Annotated in this window: 16 protein-coding genes and 1 riboswitch; of the genes, 9 read left to right on the top strand and 7 right to left on the bottom strand. The window is 71.3% G+C overall.

The annotated features are described in order from the left end of the window. Positions 1–289 precede the first annotated feature (289 nt). The 3 genes from AC1DWJ_RS18465 to AC1DWJ_RS18455 are packed head-to-tail and all read left to right on the top strand — an operon-like array spanning position 290 to position 5,025. Entirely contained in the window at positions 290–1,369 is a 1,080-nt protein-coding gene (locus AC1DWJ_RS18465) for an AAA family ATPase (RefSeq protein ID WP_457253044.1), read from the top strand. Between the two features lie 9 nt (positions 1,370–1,378). After that, positions 1,379–2,641 carry a DUF58 domain-containing protein gene (locus tag AC1DWJ_RS18460; RefSeq protein ID WP_457253047.1) on the top strand — a complete coding sequence of 421 codons (1,263 nt, stop codon included), beginning with the start codon at positions 1,379–1,381 and terminating at the stop codon, positions 2,639–2,641. Then, positions 2,638–5,025, top strand: a complete 2,388-nt coding sequence (locus AC1DWJ_RS18455; RefSeq protein WP_457253049.1) for a transglutaminase TgpA family protein — start codon at positions 2,638–2,640, stop codon at positions 5,023–5,025. Before AC1DWJ_RS18460 ends, AC1DWJ_RS18455 begins: the two co-directional genes overlap by 4 nt. A 97-nt stretch (positions 5,026–5,122) precedes the next feature. Here AC1DWJ_RS18455 and AC1DWJ_RS18450 read toward each other — a convergent pair whose 3' ends face one another. From AC1DWJ_RS18450 to AC1DWJ_RS18425, 6 genes are all read right to left on the bottom strand, one after another. After that, a complete protein-coding gene (locus tag AC1DWJ_RS18450) occupies positions 5,123–6,760 on the bottom strand; it encodes an RNA polymerase sigma factor (protein WP_477621641.1) in 1,638 nt (545 codons plus the stop codon). 257 nt (positions 6,761–7,017) lie between these two features. Continuing rightward, complete coding sequence (locus AC1DWJ_RS18445; RefSeq protein WP_457253051.1) at positions 7,018–7,419, bottom strand: universal stress protein; 402 nt, start codon at positions 7,417–7,419, stop codon at positions 7,018–7,020. A gap of 129 nt (positions 7,420–7,548) precedes the next feature. After that, positions 7,549–8,685 carry a homoserine O-acetyltransferase MetX gene (metX, locus tag AC1DWJ_RS18440; protein ID WP_457253053.1) on the bottom strand — a complete coding sequence of 379 codons (1,137 nt, stop codon included), beginning with the start codon at positions 8,683–8,685 and terminating at the stop codon, positions 7,549–7,551. A gap of 17 nt (positions 8,686–8,702) precedes the next feature. Beyond that, positions 8,703–8,813, bottom strand: a riboswitch (SAM riboswitch). An 88-nt stretch (positions 8,814–8,901) separates the two neighbouring features. After that, entirely contained in the window at positions 8,902–10,074 is a 1,173-nt protein-coding gene (locus tag AC1DWJ_RS18435) for a DUF4192 domain-containing protein (protein ID WP_477621616.1), read from the bottom strand. Positions 10,075–10,282: 208 nt separating this feature from the next. After that, positions 10,283–10,666 (bottom strand): YkvA family protein, encoded by a 384-nt coding sequence (locus tag AC1DWJ_RS18430; RefSeq protein WP_477621615.1) that lies wholly within the window; start codon positions 10,664–10,666, stop codon positions 10,283–10,285. 94 nt (positions 10,667–10,760) lie between these two features. Beyond that, a complete protein-coding gene (locus AC1DWJ_RS18425) occupies positions 10,761–11,477 on the bottom strand; it encodes an EcsC family protein (protein ID WP_477621614.1) in 717 nt (238 codons plus the stop codon). A 123-nt stretch (positions 11,478–11,600) separates the two neighbouring features. On the opposite strand from AC1DWJ_RS18425, the gene AC1DWJ_RS18420 reads away from it, so the two are divergent. The 4 genes from AC1DWJ_RS18420 to AC1DWJ_RS18405 all read left to right on the top strand — a co-directional run bounded on the left by AC1DWJ_RS18420 (position 11,601) and on the right by AC1DWJ_RS18405 (position 15,685). Then, entirely contained in the window at positions 11,601–12,509 is a 909-nt protein-coding gene (locus AC1DWJ_RS18420) for a sulfurtransferase (RefSeq protein WP_477621613.1), read from the top strand. 46 nt (positions 12,510–12,555) lie between these two features. Then, positions 12,556–12,990: a SufE family protein gene (locus tag AC1DWJ_RS18415; protein WP_477621640.1), complete on the top strand. Its 435-nt coding sequence runs from the start codon at positions 12,556–12,558 to the stop codon at positions 12,988–12,990. Positions 12,991–13,108: 118 nt separating this feature from the next. Next, positions 13,109–14,827: a DNA polymerase gene (locus AC1DWJ_RS18410; protein ID WP_477621612.1), complete on the top strand. Its 1,719-nt coding sequence runs from the start codon at positions 13,109–13,111 to the stop codon at positions 14,825–14,827. A gap of 57 nt (positions 14,828–14,884) precedes the next feature. Beyond that, positions 14,885–15,685, top strand: a complete 801-nt coding sequence (locus AC1DWJ_RS18405) for a DUF1206 domain-containing protein (RefSeq protein WP_457253064.1) — start codon at positions 14,885–14,887, stop codon at positions 15,683–15,685. 26 nt (positions 15,686–15,711) lie between these two features. Here the strand turns inward: AC1DWJ_RS18405 and AC1DWJ_RS18400 are convergent, their stop codons facing one another. After that, complete coding sequence (locus AC1DWJ_RS18400; RefSeq protein WP_457253065.1) at positions 15,712–16,647, bottom strand: PAC2 family protein; 936 nt, start codon at positions 16,645–16,647, stop codon at positions 15,712–15,714. 254 nt (positions 16,648–16,901) lie between these two features. Here AC1DWJ_RS18400 and AC1DWJ_RS18395 point away from each other — a divergent pair, with 254 nt between their 5' ends. Continuing rightward, the gene (locus tag AC1DWJ_RS18395; protein ID WP_477621611.1) at positions 16,902–17,546 is read left to right on the top strand and encodes a TetR-like C-terminal domain-containing protein; all 645 of its coding nucleotides are present in this window, start codon (positions 16,902–16,904) and stop codon (positions 17,544–17,546) included. Between the two features lie 51 nt (positions 17,547–17,597). After that, entirely contained in the window at positions 17,598–19,151 is a 1,554-nt protein-coding gene (locus AC1DWJ_RS18390; protein ID WP_477621610.1) for a DHA2 family efflux MFS transporter permease subunit, read from the top strand. Positions 19,152–19,189 lie beyond the last annotated feature (38 nt).

Raw genomic sequence — 19,189 nt, 5'->3', positions numbered from 1 at the left:
CCACTTTGCCCAACTTCTCACCCCAAGTTCTATGTTTCTGCAGGTCAGAGTGGTGGTGGAAAGTGGTGCAAGATCCTCACCGTTAGGCCGATCGGGTCTCGGACGACTCCCGAGACGGCCGGCAACAGCCGCGCACCGCCTCCCCGCGCGGCCCCATCCGCCGGCCCAGCGGTGCCGAACGACGGGTGGAGCCGTCTTCACAGGTCACGAGACGGCATACCCCCTGTTTTGGTGGTGCGTTGTGGGGGAAGATCGATCGACCACCCGGAGGGGACGCAACGTGGCGGCCATGGGGACGACGGAAGGACAGCCGGTGCAAGCCAGGCACGAGGACGACGGCACCAAGCAGGCAGCACCCACGACACCAGTGGGCACCACCAAGCCGGAGAGCCTGCTCTCCCTCCCCGCGGGGTCACCCGCCTCCCTGGGGCAGGTGACCGAGGTCGCCGGACGGCTGGCGCGGGCCATCAACACCGTGATCGAGGGCAAGCCCGACGTCGTGCACACGGCGATCACCGTCCTGCTCGCCGAGGGCCACCTCCTGCTTGAGGACGTGCCCGGCGTCGGCAAGACCATGCTGGCCAAGACCCTGGCCCGGTCGATCGACTGCTCCGTGCGACGGGTGCAGTTCACCCCCGACCTGCTCCCCAGCGACATCACCGGCGTCAGCGTGTTCAACCAGGACGTCCGCGACTTCGAGTTCCGGCCCGGCGCGATCTTCGCCAACGTCGTCGTCGGCGACGAGATCAACCGTGCCTCACCGAAGACGCAGTCGGCCCTGCTCGAGTCGATGGAAGAGGGCCAGGTCACCGTCGACGGCCAGACCTACGACCTCCCCAAGCCGTTCATCGTGATGGCCACCCAGAACCCCATCGAGATGGAGGGCACCTACCCCCTCCCCGAGGCCCAGCGCGACCGCTTCATGGCCCGTATCTCCCTCGGGTACCCGTCCTCGCGCGCCGAGGTCGCGATGCTCGACAGCCACGGGCAGGTCTCCCCGCTCGAGACCCTGCAGCCGGTGACCGACGCCGCGACGGTCTCGGCGATGGTCCGGGCGGTGCGCTCGGTGTTCACCAGTGACGCGATCAAGCAGTACATCGTGGACCTGTCGGCCGCCACCCGCTCGAGCTCGGCGCTGCGGCTCGGGGCCTCCCCCCGCGCCACCCTGCACATGCTCCGTGCCTCCCGCGCGCACGCCGCGCTGGAGGGACGCGACCACGTACTGCCGGACGACGTCCAGTCGATCGTGCTTCCGGTCCTGGCCCACCGCATCATCCCCACGGGTGAGACCCAGCTCGCGCGACGCAGCACCGGGGAGGTCTTGCAGGACCTCATGCGGCGGGTGCCCGTCCCGGCCTCCGGCCGCTGAGGGGCGGCCGTGCGTCGAATCCGAGACCTGCTCACGACCCGCGGTCGTGCGTTCGTCGCGGCGGGAATCACGTTGGTGCTGTGCGGGATCGGGCTCGGCTTCACCGACCTCACCCGGATCGGTGTGCTGCTCGTCGCCCTCCCCCTCCTCAGCGGACTGCTGATGCGCCGGCACGACCTGCGGTTCGCGCTCGAGCGCACCGCCGTGCCGGGACGCATCCAGGTCGACGAGCAGTCCCTGGTCACGCTCGCCATCGAGAACGCCGGCGGTGGGGCCAGCCCCCTGCTGATGGCGGAGGAACAGCTCGACTACGCCCTCGGCGACCGGCCCCGCTTCGTGGTGCCGCGCCTGCGCCGCGGTGACCGGCAGGAGGTGCACTACTCGGTGCGCTCCCACGTGCGCGGGCGGCATCGGCTGGGCCCGCTCGGGGTCCGGTTGCGTGACCCGTTCGGCCTGAGCACGCGCGTGGCCGCGATCTCGGGGTCGAGCGACATCCTCGTGCTGCCGAAGATCGTGCCGCTCGGCGGCGGACAGCCCCCGGGCAGCGGGGTCGGCGCCGAGGGCGCCATCCCGCACATGGTGGCCCTGCACGGCGAGGACGACGTGTCGATCCGCTCCTACCGCGACGGCGACGACCTGCGTCGCATCCACTGGCCGGCGACGGCCAAGACCGGCGAGCTGATGGTCCGCCAGGAAGACCGACCTGCGCGTCGCCGCGCCGCGATCGTCCTCGACTCGCGAGCGCGTGGGCACCACGGCTCCGGCACGTCCGGCTCGTTCGAGTGGGGCGTGACCGCGTGCGCCTCGGTCGCCGCGCACCTGCTCGACCAGGGGTATGCCGTGCACCTCATCAGTGACGAGACCGCCGAGGACAGCCGGGCGGCCAGTGCCATGGAGGTCGACCCGATGCTCGACGTCCTGGCGATGGCCGAGACCGGATCGGACGACCAGTTCGGCGACGTCCTCCAGTCCGCCCACCCGGTGACCGCCTTCGGCGGCCTGGTCCTGGCCGTCGTCACCGACCTCGACGAGGAGCTCGCCCGTCGGGTGGCCTCGCTGCGCCAGCCCGGTGGGACCGCGCTGGCCATCGTGCTGGACCCCGACGGCTTCACCGCCACCCGGCGACACCGGGCCGGCAGCAGCGACGAGCTCACCTGCGTGCCCGTGCTCCGCGGTGCGGGGTGGACGGTGGCCGTCGTCGGCGCGGGTGACGACCTGCCCTCGGTCTGGGGAGTGCTCTCCGGGTCGACGAGCCGGGTGGGTGTGGCATGACCCGCGGACGCCTAGCCGACTCGCTGATCGCGGGCGCGTGCTCCGCCGTCGTCGCGTGGCCGTTGACCACCCTCTTCACGCCGAACACGTGGATCCGGCCGACCCTGGCCATGGTGCTGGCCGTCGTCGTGGTCGGGGTGGTGGGCCGGATGCTCACGAGCTCCTGGGTCGCGATCGCCACCGCCCAGCTCGTCGGCGTCATCCTGGCCGCCGGCTGGGTCTACGGGCGCGGACACCTCTGGCACGGCCTCCCCTACACCGACACCGTCCTCGCCTTCAACAACCTCCTCGTCGAGGCCCGCGAGACCATCCAGAACTACGCCGCCCCTGCCCCGACCGGCCGCGGGATCACCCTGGCCATCGGCCTGGCCATCGGTGTGGTCGCCGTCGTCGTCGACCACCTCGCGGTCATGCGGCGGTCCCCCGCGTTGGCCGGGCTGCCCCTGTTGACCGCCTTCCTCATCTCGGCCTCGAACTCGGGCAACTCCCTGCACCCCATGTTCTTCGTGGCCGCGGGGGGCCTGTGGCTGCTCATGCTGGGGCGGCAAGGCATCGCCTCGCTCCGGAGGTGGAGCACCACCGTGCCGATGAGCACGACGGGGCGCCGGAACACCGAGGACCACGACGGGGCGTACGGCTATGCCGCGGTGGGCCGGAGCCTGGCCGTCGCCGGGCTCGTGGCCGCGGTCGTCGTGCCGGTGGTCATCCCGCACTTCCCGACCCGTTACCTCATCGACGGCCTCGGCCGCTCCAACGAGGCCACCGGCTTCAGCGACGGTCAGGTGGGGCTGAAGTCCACCCTCGACCTGACCAAGAGCCTCAAGACCTTGTCGAAGGCGCCCGTCCTCAGCTACACCACCAACGCCGCCATCCTGACTCCCCTGCGGGTCGGGGTGCTCGAGGACTACCAGGGCGACACCTGGCGGACCGGGCGCGACGAGGTCGACTACAGCCGGCAGAGCTCGGTGCCCCTGCCAGCAGAGCTCGGTGACGACGTGCCCCGCGAGACCTACCGGATCTCGGTCGAGGACTCGCGCATCGAGGCTCCGCAGATCGCCGCCCCCACCCCCCTCGTGACCGCCGACCTCGGCCGGATCAGCTGGGGCCTGGACCGCACCACCTCGGTCGCCGTCGTCAACCGCTCGGCCAGCTCCTACAGCTTCACCTACCTCGCCCTCAACCCGACCCAGGCATCACTGGCCCAGTCGCGGCAGGGACCGACGGGTGGGTTCCTGCGCGAGGACCTGCGGGTCGACCCCGACTCGCAGGAGATCGTCAGCAAGACGGTCGGTGAGGTCGTGCCGCAGGACGCGAGCCGCATCGAGGCTGCGCGGGCCATCCAGAAGTACCTGCGCACCGACGGCGGGTTCCGGTACTCCCTCGACCTCCCCGAGACGGTGAAGAACGACCTGGGGCAGGACGAGCGCCCCGACGCGATCTCCCTCTTCCTGCGCAGCAAGGTCGGCTACTGCGTCCAGTTCGCCACGGCCATGGTGATGATGGCGCGCGAGGCCGGGATCCCTGCTCGCATGGCGATCGGCTTCCTGCCCGGCACCGCCGACCGCGGGACCTACACGGTGCGCGGGTCCGACGCCCACGCCTGGCCCGAGCTGTACTTCGAGGGCATCGGCTGGCTGCGGTTCGAACCCACGCCGTCTGGCACCCAGAGCACGGTCGCCCCGCCCTACTCGCTGGCGCCGACCACCCCCGGCACCGACCCGACGTCGACCAGCACCGCCACCGGCGGGGCGACCGCGCAACCGACCCGCCCCGACGGCGCCAACGACCCCGGAGCCACCGACCCGACCAAGACCACCGGCAGCGACTCGGGCCTCGGCAGCTGGTTCGGCCCCCAGACCCGCAGCCTCGTGCTGTGGATCCTGCTGGGGATCGTCATGGGCCTCTTCGGGTCGCTGGCTGTACCGCTCGCCGCCCGGAGCCGGTTCCGGCGCAGGCTGCGGCACGCGCCGGACGAGTCGACCCGGGTCGAGATCGAGTGGCAGGCGATGACCGAGCGGATCGGCGACCTCGGCGTCATCCCGCCACGAGGCAGCACCCCACGTCAGGCCGGCCGGTTCTACCAGCGGGAGGCATACCTCGAGGGTGACCAGACCGAGGCGCTGCGCCGCGTCGTGTCCGGGGTGGAGACCTCGCGCTACGCACCTCCCGGGTCGACCGTCACCGACATCCGCACGGACACGCAGACCGTCGTCAAGGCCGTCTCCGGCGTGCGGCGGCGCAAGGACCGGCTGCGCGCCGCCTGGTGGCCGACCGAGGGTCTGCTCGAGTGGCGCGACCGCCGCGCGGCCGTGGCTCGCGTGGTGCGGCGCCCGCTCGACCGGTTCCAGGACTGGCGCGACGCGCGCCGCGACTACCGCGCGTAGCCGCGACGCGGCATACCGGACCCCGGCACACGGCGAAGGGCCCCCGAGACTCTCGGGGGCCCTTCGTGCGTACTGCTCTGCTCTCGGTCCAGCCTCGTCAGTCCAGGTAGTCGCGCAGGACCTGGCTGCGGCTCGGGTGGCGCAGCTTGCTCATCGTCTTGGACTCGATCTGGCGGATCCGCTCACGGGTCACGCCGTAGACCTTGCCGATCTCGTCGAGCGTCTTCGGCTGGCCGTCGGTCAGGCCGAAGCGCATCGAGACCACGCCGGCCTCACGCTCGGAGAGCGTGTCGAGCACCGAGTGCAGCTGCTCCTGCAGCAGCGTGAAGCTGACCGCGTCGGCGGGCACGACGGCCTCGGAGTCCTCGATGAGGTCACCGAACTCGCTGTCGCCGTCCTCACCCAGGGGCGTGTGCAGGGAGATCGGCTCGCGACCGTACTTCTGGACCTCCACGACCTTCTCCGGGGTCATGTCGAGCTCCTTGGCGAGCTCCTCCGGGGTGGGCTCGCGCCCGAGGTCCTGGAGCATCTGGCGCTGCACGCGGGCCAGCTTGTTGATGACCTCGACCATGTGCACGGGGATGCGGATGGTGCGGGCCTGGTCGGCCATCGCGCGGGTAATCGCCTGGCGGATCCACCACGTCGCGTAGGTCGAGAACTTGTAGCCCTTGGTGTAGTCGAACTTCTCGACCGCACGGATCAGACCGAGGTTGCCCTCCTGGATCAGGTCGAGGAAGAGCATGCCGCGGCCGGTGTAGCGCTTGGCCAGCGAGACCACGAGACGCAGGTTGGCCTCGAGCAGGTGGTTCTTGGCCTTCTTGCCGTCCTGGGCGATCCACCAGAGCTCGCGCTTGAGCTTCATCTCGATCTTGTCGCCCGAGTTGAGCCGCTCCTCGGCGAACAGGCCGGCCTCGATGCGCTTGGCGAGCTCGACCTCCTGCTCGGCGTTGAGGAGGGCGACCTTGCCGATCTGCTTGAGGTAGTCCTTGACCGGGTCGGCGGTGGCGCCGGCGGTGACGACCTGCTGCACGGGAGCGTCGTCCTCGTCGTCGTCGCGCAGGACGAAGCCGGCGCCCTCGGACTCCTCGTCCTTCTTGTCGTCGTCCGTCTCGTCCTCGACGACGACGTCCTCGAGCTCGGACTCGACCACCTCGGTGGGCTCGGCCTCCACGACCTCGTCGTCACCAGCCGCGGGGGTGGCGTCGTCTGCGGCGCCCTTGGCGGCCGCCTTGGTGGCGGTCTTCGCCGCGGTCTTGGTGGCCGTCTTCCTGGCGGCCGGTGCGGACTCGCCTGCGGCGGCGGCGGCTGCCTTCTTCGTCGTGGTCGCCTTGGCCGGGGCCGCCTTCGCCGCCTTCGTGGTCGTCTTGGCCGCGGTCGCCTTGGCCGGGGCCAACTCGTCGGCCTTGGCCTCGACCTTGGTCGCGGTCTTGGTCGCGGCGGTCTTCGGCGCAGCCTTCTTGGCCGGCGCGGTGGCCGTCTTCTTGCGGGTGCTGGTGGCAGCCACCGCACGCGAGGCGGTCGCCGAGTCGAGGGTCACGTGGATCCCCTGCTCGTCCAGCGAACGCAGCACAGCCTTCATCCTCTTCGGTGCGATCTCGGCCCCCTCGAGGGCGTCACGCAGCTGCGCGCTGTCGACGGAGCCGTTGGTACGGCCCTGCTTGAGCAGCTTCTGCAGCGCGGGGTGGGAGAACTCCTGGGGGAGAGACGGTGCGGGGCTCGCAGCCTTCTTGGACACAGGCGACACGGACTACCTTTCGTCGCGGACTCGCGGCACGGCGCACGTCATCACAGCCATGCTTTGAGGGGATGTCTGTGACAACAACGGCGGGAGTGGAAGTATTGCGGAGACCGCTCGGGCTGACCCGTCGAGACCTCGTTGATGACATTGTAAAACGAGATGCCCCCAGAACCCGCATCGGCGTCACGGATGGCGCCGAACGTCGCGGCGACACCGGTCGCCGACGGCCGCAGCAGGTCGATCGGGCTGCTCGGTCAGGCGTCAGCCTTGACGGCCAGCACCGGGCAGGAGGCGTCGAGCAGGATGCGCTGGGCGTTCGAGCCCAGGATCAGCTTGCCGACCGGGGTGCGACGACGCAGCCCGATGACGATGAAGTCGGCGTTCTCCTCCTCGGCCACCGCGATGAGGTCCTCGGCCGGCTCGTTGCCCCGCACCAGCTGACGCACCTCGTGCTCCAGACCCTCCTCGTCGAGCTCGCCCTGGATGCGCCTGAGCTCGGTCTCGAAGCGGTTGGCCTCCTCACCGTCGAAGTCGCGCCCACCACGCTGGGAGTTGATGACGATGAGCTTCGACTTGCGAAGCAGGGACTCGTCAGCAGCGCGACGCAGGGCCGCACGCCCTTCCTTCGTCGGGACATATCCCACAACGATGGCCACGGGGGACCTCCTACGGTCTGTTCATCGGCCCAGGGTTGGCCGGGGCGGTATTGACCGGAGCCTCGTTGCTCCGACCATGGTGCCCGTGCGGCCGCAGCCGCTGCGCCGACCGTACCGGAAATCCCCCGGTCAGGCAGGCGCAGCCAGCACCTTCGCCACGATCGCGCCGACCTGCTCGATCTCGATGAGGAACCCGTCGTGGCCGTAGTCGGAGTGGACCGTGTGGAGCGCCGTCCCGGGGACCGCGTCGGCGAGCTCGTGCGACAGCCTCGGGGGGTAGAGCCGGTCCGAGTCGACGGCCACCACCACGAGGTCGGCGGTGACCCGCTCGAGCGCTGCCGCCACTCCCCCACGCCCGCGACCCACGTCGTGCGAGTTCATCGCCTCGGTGAGGACCACGTAGGAGTTCGCGTCGAAGCGCCCGGCCAGCTTCCCGGCATGGTGGTCGAGGTAGGACTCGACGGCATACCGACCGCGGCCACCCAACGGGTCCTCGGACTGCTGCGGCTCGCGACCGAAGCGCTCGTGCAGCTCGAGCTCGCTGCGGTAGGTGACGTGCGCGATCCGCCGCGCGATCCCCAGCCCGGTCTCGGGTCCGGTGCCGCGCTCGTAGTAGTCACCGCCGTGGAAGTGCGCGTCGGAGCGGATGGCCAGCAGCTGCGCCTGGCACCAGCCGATCTGCTCCGCGGTGGCGTATGCCGTGCTGGCCAGCACGATCGCCGTGCCGATCCGGTCGGGGTGCGTGACCGCCCACTCGATCGCCCGCATGCCACCCATCGAGCCACCGAGCACGGTGTGCCAGCGGTCGACTCCGAGGGCGTCGGCGAGCAGGGCCTCGGTCTGCACCTGGTCGCGCACCGTGATGAACGGGAACCGGCTAGCCCACGGCCTGCCGTCGGGCGCGGGGCTCGAGGGCCCGGTGCTGCCCTGGCAACCACCCAGCACGTTGGCGGCCACGACGAAGTAGCGGTCGGAGTCGAGCGGCTTGCCCGGCCCGACGAGGCCGTCCCACCACCCGGGCGTCGGGTGACCGGGCCCGGTCGGCCCGTCGACATGGCTGTCTCCGGTCAGTGCGTGTTCCACGAGCACCGCGTTGTCGCCGGCGGCGTTCAGCTCGCCCCAGGTCTCGTAGGCCACCCGGACCGCGGGCAGCACCCCTCCGCGCTCGAGCTCGACGGCGCCGAGGTCGACGAACTGGCGGCGACCGACCGGGTCGCCGTCCCGCCAAGCCCCGGAAGTGGCCCGTGGTGGGGAGGTCGTGGTCATCGAAACTGCTCCTGTGGCGCTCGCGCTTGCCGCCCAGGTGAGGGTCGGCCGGGTCTTCACCCGGGGCACCCCACCGCGAGGAGGGTTGCCGCCCAGCAAGCCGGGGCTTGGCGCTGGGACTCATAACCTGCCGCTCATCATACGAGTCGGTCCTTCCCCTGTCCGCTGCGTCCGCTGCGTGGACGTGGTCGCCGTCGTCCACCACGGCTCGGTCGCTCACCCCGCCCACGCGTCCTCCCGAGGTCCCGCCCCGCGGCCCGGACGAACCCCGAGATCGAGCATCCGCTCGAGCAGCAGGGCCAGCCGGTAGCCGGGCGAGGCCCCCAGGGCACGCTCCAGACAGGTCCTCGCGAAGGCGCCGTCGCCGAGCCACCACGCGAGGTTGGCCAGCACCGTCAGAGCGGCGGCGGCGTGCTCGTCGGGCACGGCCCTGACCAGGTGCTGCAGCCGGACCAGATGTCGCCTCCCGGCCAGCGTCTCGTCGTGACCGGGGCGGGGCAGGCAGGTGTGGACGGCGTCCACGACGTCGGGCGACAGGCAGTCCCGGGGCAGGGATCCCGGGCATAGCCAGGCCACCAGTCCGTCGCGGAGCCCGAGGTCCCGGAGGCTGTCGACGAGCAGCGCGACCTGGTCGGGACGCAACGTCTCGACGATCGGCTCGTCATCCCCTGCGCCCGTGAGCCCCAGCGCAACGGCCCAGACCGACAACGCCTCGAACCGGTGGGCCGCCCGCCCCAGACCACCCGTGCCGGTGCGCTCCTTCCTGGCGGTGCGCTCGGCCCTGCCGGTGCGCTCCTCCCCGGCGGTGCGCTCGGCCCTGCCTGCGCTCTCGGCCCGGGCGGCGCGTTCGGCCCGGGCGGCGCGTTCGGCCAGGGCAGCCGCCACGGGGGCGGTGCGCGCCGGGTCGGCAGCCACGAGTGCCGCGAGCGCTCCCCGACCGGGCAGGGGTGAGACGCCGATCCCGACGAACTCCGCCACCGCCGGCGTGTCGGCCGGCGTGGGGATCGGCGAACCGGCTGCGGGACAGCACCCTTCGACGCAGTCGACCGCGAACCACCTGCCGTCGCGCACCACCATCCGGTCGAGCACCTCCACCCCGGCCCGGACCAGGTGACCGCGGACCGTGTCGAGCCCCGGCCGGCCTGCACCCCTGCGCGTCTCGTAGGCGACGAGCAGGACCGCGTCGGGCTCCTCGCGCAGCAGGGGCGGGATCAGCACCCGGGACGCCTCGTGGGCCTCGGTGGCGGTGGGCAGGTCGACCCGCTCGACCAGGACGACCGCCCGGTCGCGCAGCGCGACCACGACCAGCGAGTCCTCGGGGTGGTAGCCGAGCTGGTAGGGCAGGACGGCGACGACGTCGCCCTGGCTGCGCAACCTGATGGAGTTCATGGGTCCACCGTTCCCGGCCGCGCAGCCCTCGGCACCGTCGTGCCAGCACCCTGTGGACGGAGCGGGTCAGGGCCCACCCCCGTGCACAGTGATGGGGCGGTGCGGCGCCGTATCCGCGCCGGACCGCCCCATCGAGGCTCTGCTGGGGTGGGGCCTCGTCGCCCTCAGGACCCGAGGACGGGGAAAGACCTGAGGACCCCGCCGCGCGCTACCGCAGGACGTCGCCCTGGACGGTCTCGTGCGCGGCTGCGCCCTTGCTGGCAGGGTCCAGCCGTTCCCACGCCAGGAAGGACTCGGTCTCGTTGACCACGGTCGCCGCGATCCACGAGACGACGACGGCGTCGTCGGCCAGGCCGAACACCGACAGGGCCAGCTCGGGGATGAGGTCGATCGGGGACACGACGTAGGCGACCGCCCCGAGGACCAGGAGCAGCCGCCCCCGGGTCGTCCCGGCATACTCGCCGCGGAAGGTGGCCGCGAACAGCCTGGGCAGGCTCATCAGCCGCTCCCCCATGCCGGGCGACCCGGGACGGGTGGCGGTCCGCACCGCGGTGGCGATGGTGCGCAGGGCACCGAATCGGTTCATGGCCATGGACGTCCTCCTTGCTCCCGGACGCCAACTGGCCCGGACACGGTGCAAACGACCCGGAGGTCGTGGTGATTCCCTCGCAGCACGGTGACCACGCTCAGATCCCGGTGGCCCGGCGGGGGAACTCGTGCCGGGCGTGGTCGGCGATCTTCTTGAGGAGGAACCCGTCGAGACCGGCTCCGAGGACGCCGCCGATGACCGGGACACCCTTGCCGAACTTCGTCAGCGTCTTCTTGCCGGCGGTCGACAGCAGCCGGAACCCGACCGCCTTGTTGACCACCATCATCGCCGGACCCGGCAGGCGCTGGGCCGCGAGGTTGGCGAGGCGTCCGGTCGAGGCCACCCCGGCCTTCTTGAGCAGGTCGTCGGCATCAGCCCCGACCAGCGTCAACAGCACGGCCGAGCGGATCTCCGGCTGCTTGATGTCGTACCCGCGCAGCGACGCGATGGCCGCAACCATGCGGGTCGCCACGACGTAGAACTCGACGACGTTGGCCGGCAGCGCCACGGGCAGGGTGATGAAGCCGCCGAGACCGGTGACGAACCCACCCGCCGCGGCGAGCTTGAGGTGGCCCCGTACGACGGCGTCGACGGCCTCCTCGGCATCGGGCTTCTCGGCGCGCTTGACGTCGGCGACCTTCTGGGCGGAGTCGAACGGGCCCCTGCCGTCGATGCCCACGTCGAGGAGGCTCTCGATCAGCCCGGTGACGGCGCCGGCGAACATCCCGGAGTCCTCCCGCCCGGCCTTGGCCTGCTCGAGCGCCGAGGTCGGTGCGACCTGCGGCTCGTCCTTGCCCAATCCGAGGAACCCCACGCAACTCTCCCTGATGTCGTCCGGCGCGCTGTCGTGCGTCGGACCGGCCCGGTGACCTGCCCTGACAGCTGTGCTCGCCATCCTGCCACGAGGCCCGATGACCAGCAGGTTTAGCCTTGGAACATGCCTGAGTCCGCTGCTTCGTCCACTGACCGGTCCACCTTCTCCGCCTACGCCCACCCCGACCGGCTCGTCAGCACCGAGTGGCTGGCCGAGCAGGTCGCCGCGGGGCAGGTCGGCGGCCCCGACGGGGTCGTCGTCCTCGAGTCCGACGAGGACGTCCTGCTCTACGACACCGGCCACATCCCCGGTGCGCTCAAGCTCGACTGGCACCAGGACCTCAACGACCCCGTCATGCGCGACTACGTCGACAGCGAGCAGTTCGCGTCCGTCATGTCGGCGCGCGGGGTCGGCCGCGACACGACCGTCGTCATCTACGGCGACAAGAACAACTGGTGGGCGGCCTACGCCCTCTGGGTGATGAGCCTCTTCGGCCACGAGGACGTCCGGCTGCTCGACGGCGGCCGCACCAAGTGGGTCGCGGAGGGCCGCGAGCTGACCAAGGACGTGCCCCAGGTGGCGTCGCTGACCGGCGACGCGGCATACCCGGTCGTGGAGCGCGACGACGCACCGATCCGGGCGTTCAAGGACGACGTGCTGGCCCACCTCGGCGGACCGCTCGTCGACGTCCGCTCCCCGGGCGAGTACTCCGGTGAGCTGCTGCACATGCCCGACTACCCGCAGGAGGGGGCCATGCGTGGCGGCCACATCCCCGGTGCCAAGTCGGTGCCGTGGGCGCGTGCGGCCAACGAGGACGGCACGTTCAGGTCCCGCGAGGACCTGGAAGCCATCTACCTCACCGAGCAGGGCCTGTCGCCGACTGACCCCACGATCGCCTACTGCCGCATCGGTGAGCGCTCCTCGCACACGTGGTTCGTGCTGACCCACCTGCTCGGCTTCGACACGGTGCGCAACTACGACGGCTCGTGGACCGAATGGGGCAACGCGGTCCGCGTCCCCGTGGAGAAGTGAGACGCCGGTGAGCCAGGACACGACCCGCGCGGAGCTGCCGGCGGCGATGCAGGAGATCGCCGACGACTTCGCCGAGCTCCTTGCGCCGCAACGGTTGGAGCTGCTGCTGGAGTTCAGTGAGGGTCTGCCCCAGCTGCCGGAGAGGTATGCCGGTCGGCTGGGTGAGATGGAACAGGTCCACGAGTGCCAGTCGCCGATCTTCCTGGCGGTGGAGGTCGGGGACGAACCGGCGGACTCCCCGGGAGACCGCCCGGTGCACCTGTACTTCTCCGCACCCCAGGAGGCGCCGACCACGAGAGGCTTCGCGGGAATCCTGCACGAGGGCCTCGACGGGCTCACCGTCGACGAGGTGCTCGCGGTGCCCGAGGACGCGCCCTACCGGTTCTCACTGGGCGAGGCGGTCTCGCCGCTGCGGCTGCGCGGCATGGTCGGGATGCTGAGCCGGATCAAGCGCCAGGTCGCCCTGAAGACCCGCGCCTAGTACCCCCTCACGGCGCCTCCCCTCGGCCCCGGTGTCCCGCATTCCTCGGGTGACCCGATGAGTGGTCGTCGGCACGGTCTCCGGGCCCGTCGGGGCGGGGTGCGAGGATGAGCCCGCCATGGCTGCCCTCGTCGCGTTCGTCACCGCCCCGGACGGTCGTGCCGCCCTCGTCGGCGCCGGGCTCGACACCCCCCTCGAGCACGTCGGGCCGCTGGCCACGCTCGTGCACCGGGCCGCGGAGCTCGAGACCGACCGCCCGACCCGCTGGGTCTGGTGGTCGGCCGACGCCGACGCGCTCCCCCTGGCGTCGGCGGGCCTCCCCCTGGCGCGGTGCTGGGACGTGGCCGAGGCCCACCGCCTCCTCGTGGGCGGCTGGGAGGCGACTCCCCAAGTGGCTTGGGCCGCAGCTCACGGACTGCAGCGGGCGGGCCTGCCCGAGGCGACGCGCGGCGACCTGTTCGACTTCAGCGCCGCCCACCCGACCCACCACGCGCCGGACGCGACGGCGGCGAGCCGCGTGCTGCGGGCAGATGGGTACCTCGACCCCGACGCGGGCACGGCGAGCTGGCACCCCGACGACGACACCCTCCTGGCCTGGGGGCGGGCCGCCCTCGACTGTGCCCGCGCGCAGGAGGAGGCCCTCGGCGCGGTCGGACCCCGCGCCGTGGCGGCGGCCCACTCGGAGTCGGCCGCGGCATACCTCTGCCTCGAGCTCGCCCGCGACGGCCTGCCGGTCGACCGCGCGACGGCCGAGCGGATGATCGCGGAGGCCGCGGGAGCCCGTCCCGAGGACGAGGCAGACGCACGTCGCATCCGGGCCGAGCGCGACCGCGCCGTCCTCGCCCACACCCCCGGACGCGAGACCACCGACCTGCGAAATCCCTTGCAGGTCAAGGAGCTCCTCGCCTCGGTCGGGGTCGTCGTGCCCAACACCCGCAAGTTGGTGCTCGAGCCGTTCCGCGACACCCACCCGCTCGTGGAGGCGCTGTTGGAGTGGCGCAAGGCCGAGCGCATCGCCACCACCTACGGCTACCCGTGGCTCGATGCCCACGTCGGCCCCGATGACCGCCTCCGGGGCGGCTGGACCGCGTGCGACGGTGCCGCGGGCCGGATGACCGCCCAGAACGGCCTGCACAACCTGCCCACGTCCCTACGACCCGCGGTGGCAGCCCACCCGGGCCACGTGTTCGTGCGCGCCGACCTCGGCCAGATCGAGCCGCGGGTGCTGGCCGCGGTCTCGGGCGACGAGGCGTTCGCGGCTGCCACCCGTGCCGACGACCTCTACGCACCGGTCGCCGCCGCCCTCGGGGTGGAGCGCCCGGTGGCCAAGATCGCGGTGCTCGCCGCGATGTACGGCCAGCGCAGCGGAGCAGCCGGCGAGGCGCTCAAGGGCCTCGAACGCACCTACCCCGTCGCCATGGGCTACCTCGACGCCGCGTATGCCGCGGGGCTGCGGCGCGAGCCGCTGCGCACCTACGGGGGCCGCCTGATCCGACTCGACGCCGTCCTCGCGGACGTGCCGGCCGAGTCCGTGGCCGCGTACGACGCAGCCCGGGGGCGGTTCGCCCGCAACGCCGTCATCCAGGGCTCGGCGGCCGAGCTCTTCAAGGCGTGGGCCGCGACGGTGCGGGCGACCACGCGGGACCTCGGCGCCCAGATCGTCCTCTGCCTCCACGACGAGCTGCTGGTGCACGTGCCGCAGGCGAACGCCGAGGAGACCCGCCGCAGGCTCGACCAGGCCCTCACCGACAGCTCCCGCCGCTGGACGGGGTCGACCCAGGTGCGGTTCGTGGCCGACGCCTCGGTGATCCACCGCTGGTCGGAGGCGAAGGAGTAACCGGGATCTTGCGCCGACAAACCCCTGACCTGCGGCAACGCATGGTTAGGTGGGGGCATGGATCACCAGGACGTCAAGCAGGCCGCCTCCAGGGCTGCCGACCACCCAGCCCTCGAGGCCGTCGCCCGCGTGGGTTACGCCGTCAGCGGGCTGCTGCACCTGCTCATCGGGTGGATCACGCTGCAGGTCGCCTTCGGCGGAAGCGGCAAGAACGCCGACCAGAGCGGCGCCCTGGCGTCCCTGGCCGGCAACGGCGCGGGCAAGGCCGCCCTGTGGGTGGGCGTCATCGGTTTCCTCGGCCTGGCGATCTGGCAGGTCGCGGATGCCATCGTTGGGCACCCGGGTGACGACAAGGACGCGTGGGGCGGTCGGGCGAAGGCCGTCGGCAAGGCCCTCGTCTACCTCGCGCTCGCCTTCTCGGCCTTCAACTTCGCTCGCGGCAAGTCCAGCAACGGCCGGAGCCAGAGCATCGACTTCACCTCGAAGCTGCTCGACAAGCCCGGTGGTCGCGCCCTCGTCGTGGTGGTCGGCCTCGTCGTGATCGGGATCGGGCTCTACCACGTCTACAAGGGCGCCAAGAAGAAGTTCCTCGAGGACCTCAAGGAGCACCCCGGCACGTGGGCCACCCGCGCTGGGCGGATCGGCTACATCGCCAAGGGCGTCGCCCTCGTCATCGTCGGCTTCCTCTTCGTCGCTGCCGGGGTGCACAAGCAGGCCAAGGAGGCCAGCGGGCTGGACGGTGCACTGAAGTCGCTGCGGGACGAGTCGTTCGGCCCCGTGCTGCTGGTCGTGATGGCGGTCGGCTTCGCCGCCTTCGGCCTCTACAGCTTCGCCCGCGCCAAGCACGCCAAGGTCTGATCGACCCCGGGTGGTCGGCGCCCAGCTCAGCTGGGGTTGCCCTCGCCGGAGGCCTCGTCGTCGGCGACGTCGCGCAGGAACTGTTCGAACTCGGCCCCGATCTCGTCGGCTGACGGCAGCTCGCTGACGTCGGTGGCCAGCAGGCTCGGCTTCTGACGTCCTTCGCTGAAGGTGTCGTACTGGCGCTCGAGCGCCGCAATCACCTGGGACACCTCGTCGGACCCCTCGATCTCGCGGGCGATCTCGGCCCGGTTGAGCCCGGCCTGCGCGATGAGGTCGTCGATCGGGAGGTTCAGGCCGGTGGCCGCGGTGATGGCGTTGAGGGCCGTGACCGCGCCGTCGGCGAACTCGGCCTGGGCGAGGTAGTGCGGCACGTGCACCGCGAACCCGAGGGCGTCATGACCCGACTCCCCCAGCCGCAGCTCGAGCAGCGAGGACAGGCTGGCCGGCACCTCGACGCGCCCGAACGGGTTGTCCTGCAACGGAATCAGTCGCGGGTCGGTGGCGTGGGAGGTCAGCCCGATCGGCCGGGTGTGCGGGACGGCCATGGGGATGCCGTGCGCGCTGACGACGAGGTTGACCCCGAGCAGCACGACCAGCTGGCGGACCGCCTCGGTCATGCGCTCCCACTGGAAGTCCGGCTCGGGCCCGGTGAGCAGCAGGTAGGGGGTGCCGTCGCGGTCGACCAGCCGGTGCAGGGCCAGGCACGGGTCGTCGTAGCTGAGCCAGCGGTTGGAGTCGAAGACCATCCCCGGACGGCGGCTGCGGTAGTCGACCATCTGGTCAGTGTCGAAGGACGCGACGACGGTGGACTCGCCGGTGGCCAGCAGGTGGTCGGTGAGCAGTCGCTGCGTGTGGCCGGCGTCCATGAACCCGCCCAGCGCGACGAGCAGGACCGACGCCCGCAGCTCCTGCGGGTCGGTGTCGGTCTCGAAGTGGTAGAGCTCGGACGGGTTCAGCACGGCTACTCCAGCGGTCGGTTCGACGATCTGCGTTCGACCCGGGTCGCTGGGTGCGACCCGGTCGACAGTGCCAACGCTTCAGCATGGCAGGGGATTCCGCCGTCCACCTCCACCACCGTCGGGAGGTCGCCCACCAACTTCGGTGTGACGCCCGTCACATTCGGAGATTTTGCGGAATCGCTCGACCGGGCGTACGGTTCGATGAAACGAAACAGTTTCGTTCCATCCCGATGAGCAGGACCGAGGAAGCAGCCGTGACCCCCACCAGCACCGCCACCGCCCCGGAGACGCAGGAGGCGCCCGAGCCGGCGCGCACCCGTCCCCGCGTCGAGGGTGACCGCGAGCGGGAGATCCTCGAGGCCGCGCTCATCACGCTCGCCGACGTCGGCTACGACCGGCTCAACTTCGACGCGGTGGCCAGTGCTGCCAAGGCGTCCAAGGCGACGCTCTACCGCCGTTGGCCGGGCAAGGTCGACCTCGTCGTCGACGCGCTGCAGCTGATGATCGGGGTGGAGGCCGACCGCTTCCCCGACACCGGCACCCTGCGCGGAGACCTGATCGCCCAGGCCTGCGCCAAGGGGGGTATCGGTGAGGACCTCCCCCTGCAGGTCTTCGCCGCCCTGCTCGGCTCGCTGCACCGCGACCCGGAGCTCCGTGACGCCATCATGACCCGCCTGATGGGTCCCAAGATGGCGGTCACGCTCATGACCTTCCGCGCTGCTCAGCAGCGCGGGGAGATCGGCAAGGACGCCGATCTGGAGACGCTGGCACGTCTGCTGCCGGCGATCACCATCCACGAGGCGATGCTGACGGGTGCGCACCCGTCGCAGGAACGCCTCATCGCCTTGGTGGACAGCGTCGTCCTCCCTGCCTGCGCCGCGACGTTGCAGCGCGACTGACCACGCACCACCACCACATCAGCCGCACCACCCACACACCAAGGAACAACCATGTCCTCCACTGCTGTCGTCGAGCCTGTCTCGACGCCGGAATCCGAAGCCGCGACCAGCGGCAAGGGCCGGCACCTGGGCATCGCCCTGACCGTCATCACGGCCGCCCAGCTCATGGTCGTGCTCGACGGCACGATCGTGAACATCGCGATGCCGCACATCATGACCGACCTCGGCTTCACCCAGGAGAACCTCTCGTGGGTCGTCACGGCCTACACCCTCGCCTTCGGCGGGCTCCTGCTGCTCGGTGGCCGCCTCGGTGACCTGTTCGGTCGCCGCAAGGTCTTCATGACCGGCGTGCTCGTCTTCGCGGGCGCCTCCCTCCTCGGCGGCCTCGCCCAGACCGAGGGCATGCTGCTCGGTGCCCGCGCCCTCCAGGGCATCGGTGCCGCACTCGCCTCACCCACCGCCCTCGCCCTGATCACCACCACGTTCCCGGCCGGCCCGGCGCGCAACCGCGCCATGGGCGTGTATGCCGCGATGTCCGGTGCCGGTGCGGCGGTGGGCCTCATCCTCGGTGGCGCGCTCACCGAGATCGACTGGCGATGGACGATGTTCATCAACGTGCCGATCGGCCTCCTCGTCGCCTTCCTCGCCCCGCGCTTCCTCCCGGAGTCCGCCCGCGGCAATGGTCGGATCGACGTCCCCGGAGCGATCCTGGGCACCGGTGGCCTGGTCTCCCTCGTCTACGGCCTCACGAACGCCGCCAGCGACTCCTGGACCTCCGGCACGACCCTCACCACGCTCATCGCCGGTGTCGCGATGCTGGTCGCCTTCGTCGTCGTCGAGATGCGTTCCACCCACGCCCTCATGCCGATCCGCATCCTGGCCGACCGCACCCGCGGCACGTCCTTCGCCGTGATGCTCATCGTCGGCGCCGCGATGTTCGCGATGTTCTACTTCCTCGGCCTCTACATCCAGCAGGTGCTGGGCTACTCGCCGCTGAAGTCCGGCTTCGCGTTCCTGCCGTTCTCCTTCGGCATCGTCGTGGCGGCGCAGATCGCCTCCACCCTGATGACCCGCGTCGACCCCCGGTGGATCGCCGGCGTCGGCACCCTGCTCGCCGCGACGGGCATGTTCGGCTTCGCCCAGCTCGACGTGGACAGCTCGTACGCCAGCGGCCTGCTCCCCTGGATCACCATCCTCGCCGTCGGCATGGGCCTGACCTTCGTGCCGATGACGCTCACGGCGACCGCCGGGGTGGCCTCGGAGGACTCCGGTGTCGCCTCTGCGGTGCTCAACACCATGCAGCAGGTCGGTGGTGCCCTCGGGCTGGCGACCCTCAGCACGGTGTTCGCCAACGGTGCCAAGGACCGTGGTGCCGAGCTCGGCGCCGCCCTGCAGGCCAAGGCAGCCTCCGGCGCACTCTCCCCGGAGCAGATCCAGGCCGCCCAGCACCAGATCGCGCTCCAGGCGCAGACGTTCGGTTCCAGCCACGCCTACTGGGTGGCCGGGATCATGATCATCGTCGGCTCACTGGTCACGTTCGGTTTCCTCAACGTCAAGCACGAGTCGCTGTCGTCCGAGGGCCACGAGAACGTGCACCTCGCCTGACCGTCACCGCACCGACGAGGGCCCCGACCACAGCCGTG

This window comes from Pedococcus sp. P2_D7, from assembly GCF_056404295.1.
The sequence above is the reverse complement of the archived record's forward strand: the minus strand, read 5'-3'. Positions and strand labels throughout refer to the sequence as shown.

Coding starts and splice junctions, on each gene's coding strand:
- AC1DWJ_RS18465 (WP_457253044.1), top strand. CDS start 290: ATGGGGACGACGGAAGGACAGCCGGTGCAAGCCAGGCACGAGGACGAC.
- AC1DWJ_RS18455 (WP_457253049.1), top strand. CDS start 2,638: ATGACCCGCGGACGCCTAGCCGACTCGCTGATCGCGGGCGCGTGCTCC.
- metX (WP_457253053.1), bottom strand. CDS start 8,685: ATGACCACGACCTCCCCACCACGGGCCACTTCCGGGGCTTGGCGGGAC.
- AC1DWJ_RS18435 (WP_477621616.1), bottom strand. CDS start 10,074: ATGAACTCCATCAGGTTGCGCAGCCAGGGCGACGTCGTCGCCGTCCTG.
- AC1DWJ_RS18430 (WP_477621615.1), bottom strand. CDS start 10,666: ATGGCCATGAACCGATTCGGTGCCCTGCGCACCATCGCCACCGCGGTG.
- AC1DWJ_RS18420 (WP_477621613.1), top strand. CDS start 11,601: ATGCCTGAGTCCGCTGCTTCGTCCACTGACCGGTCCACCTTCTCCGCC.
- AC1DWJ_RS18415 (WP_477621640.1), top strand. CDS start 12,556: ATGCAGGAGATCGCCGACGACTTCGCCGAGCTCCTTGCGCCGCAACGG.
- AC1DWJ_RS18410 (WP_477621612.1), top strand. CDS start 13,109: ATGGCTGCCCTCGTCGCGTTCGTCACCGCCCCGGACGGTCGTGCCGCC.
- AC1DWJ_RS18405 (WP_457253064.1), top strand. CDS start 14,885: ATGGATCACCAGGACGTCAAGCAGGCCGCCTCCAGGGCTGCCGACCAC.
- AC1DWJ_RS18390 (WP_477621610.1), top strand. CDS start 17,598: ATGTCCTCCACTGCTGTCGTCGAGCCTGTCTCGACGCCGGAATCCGAA.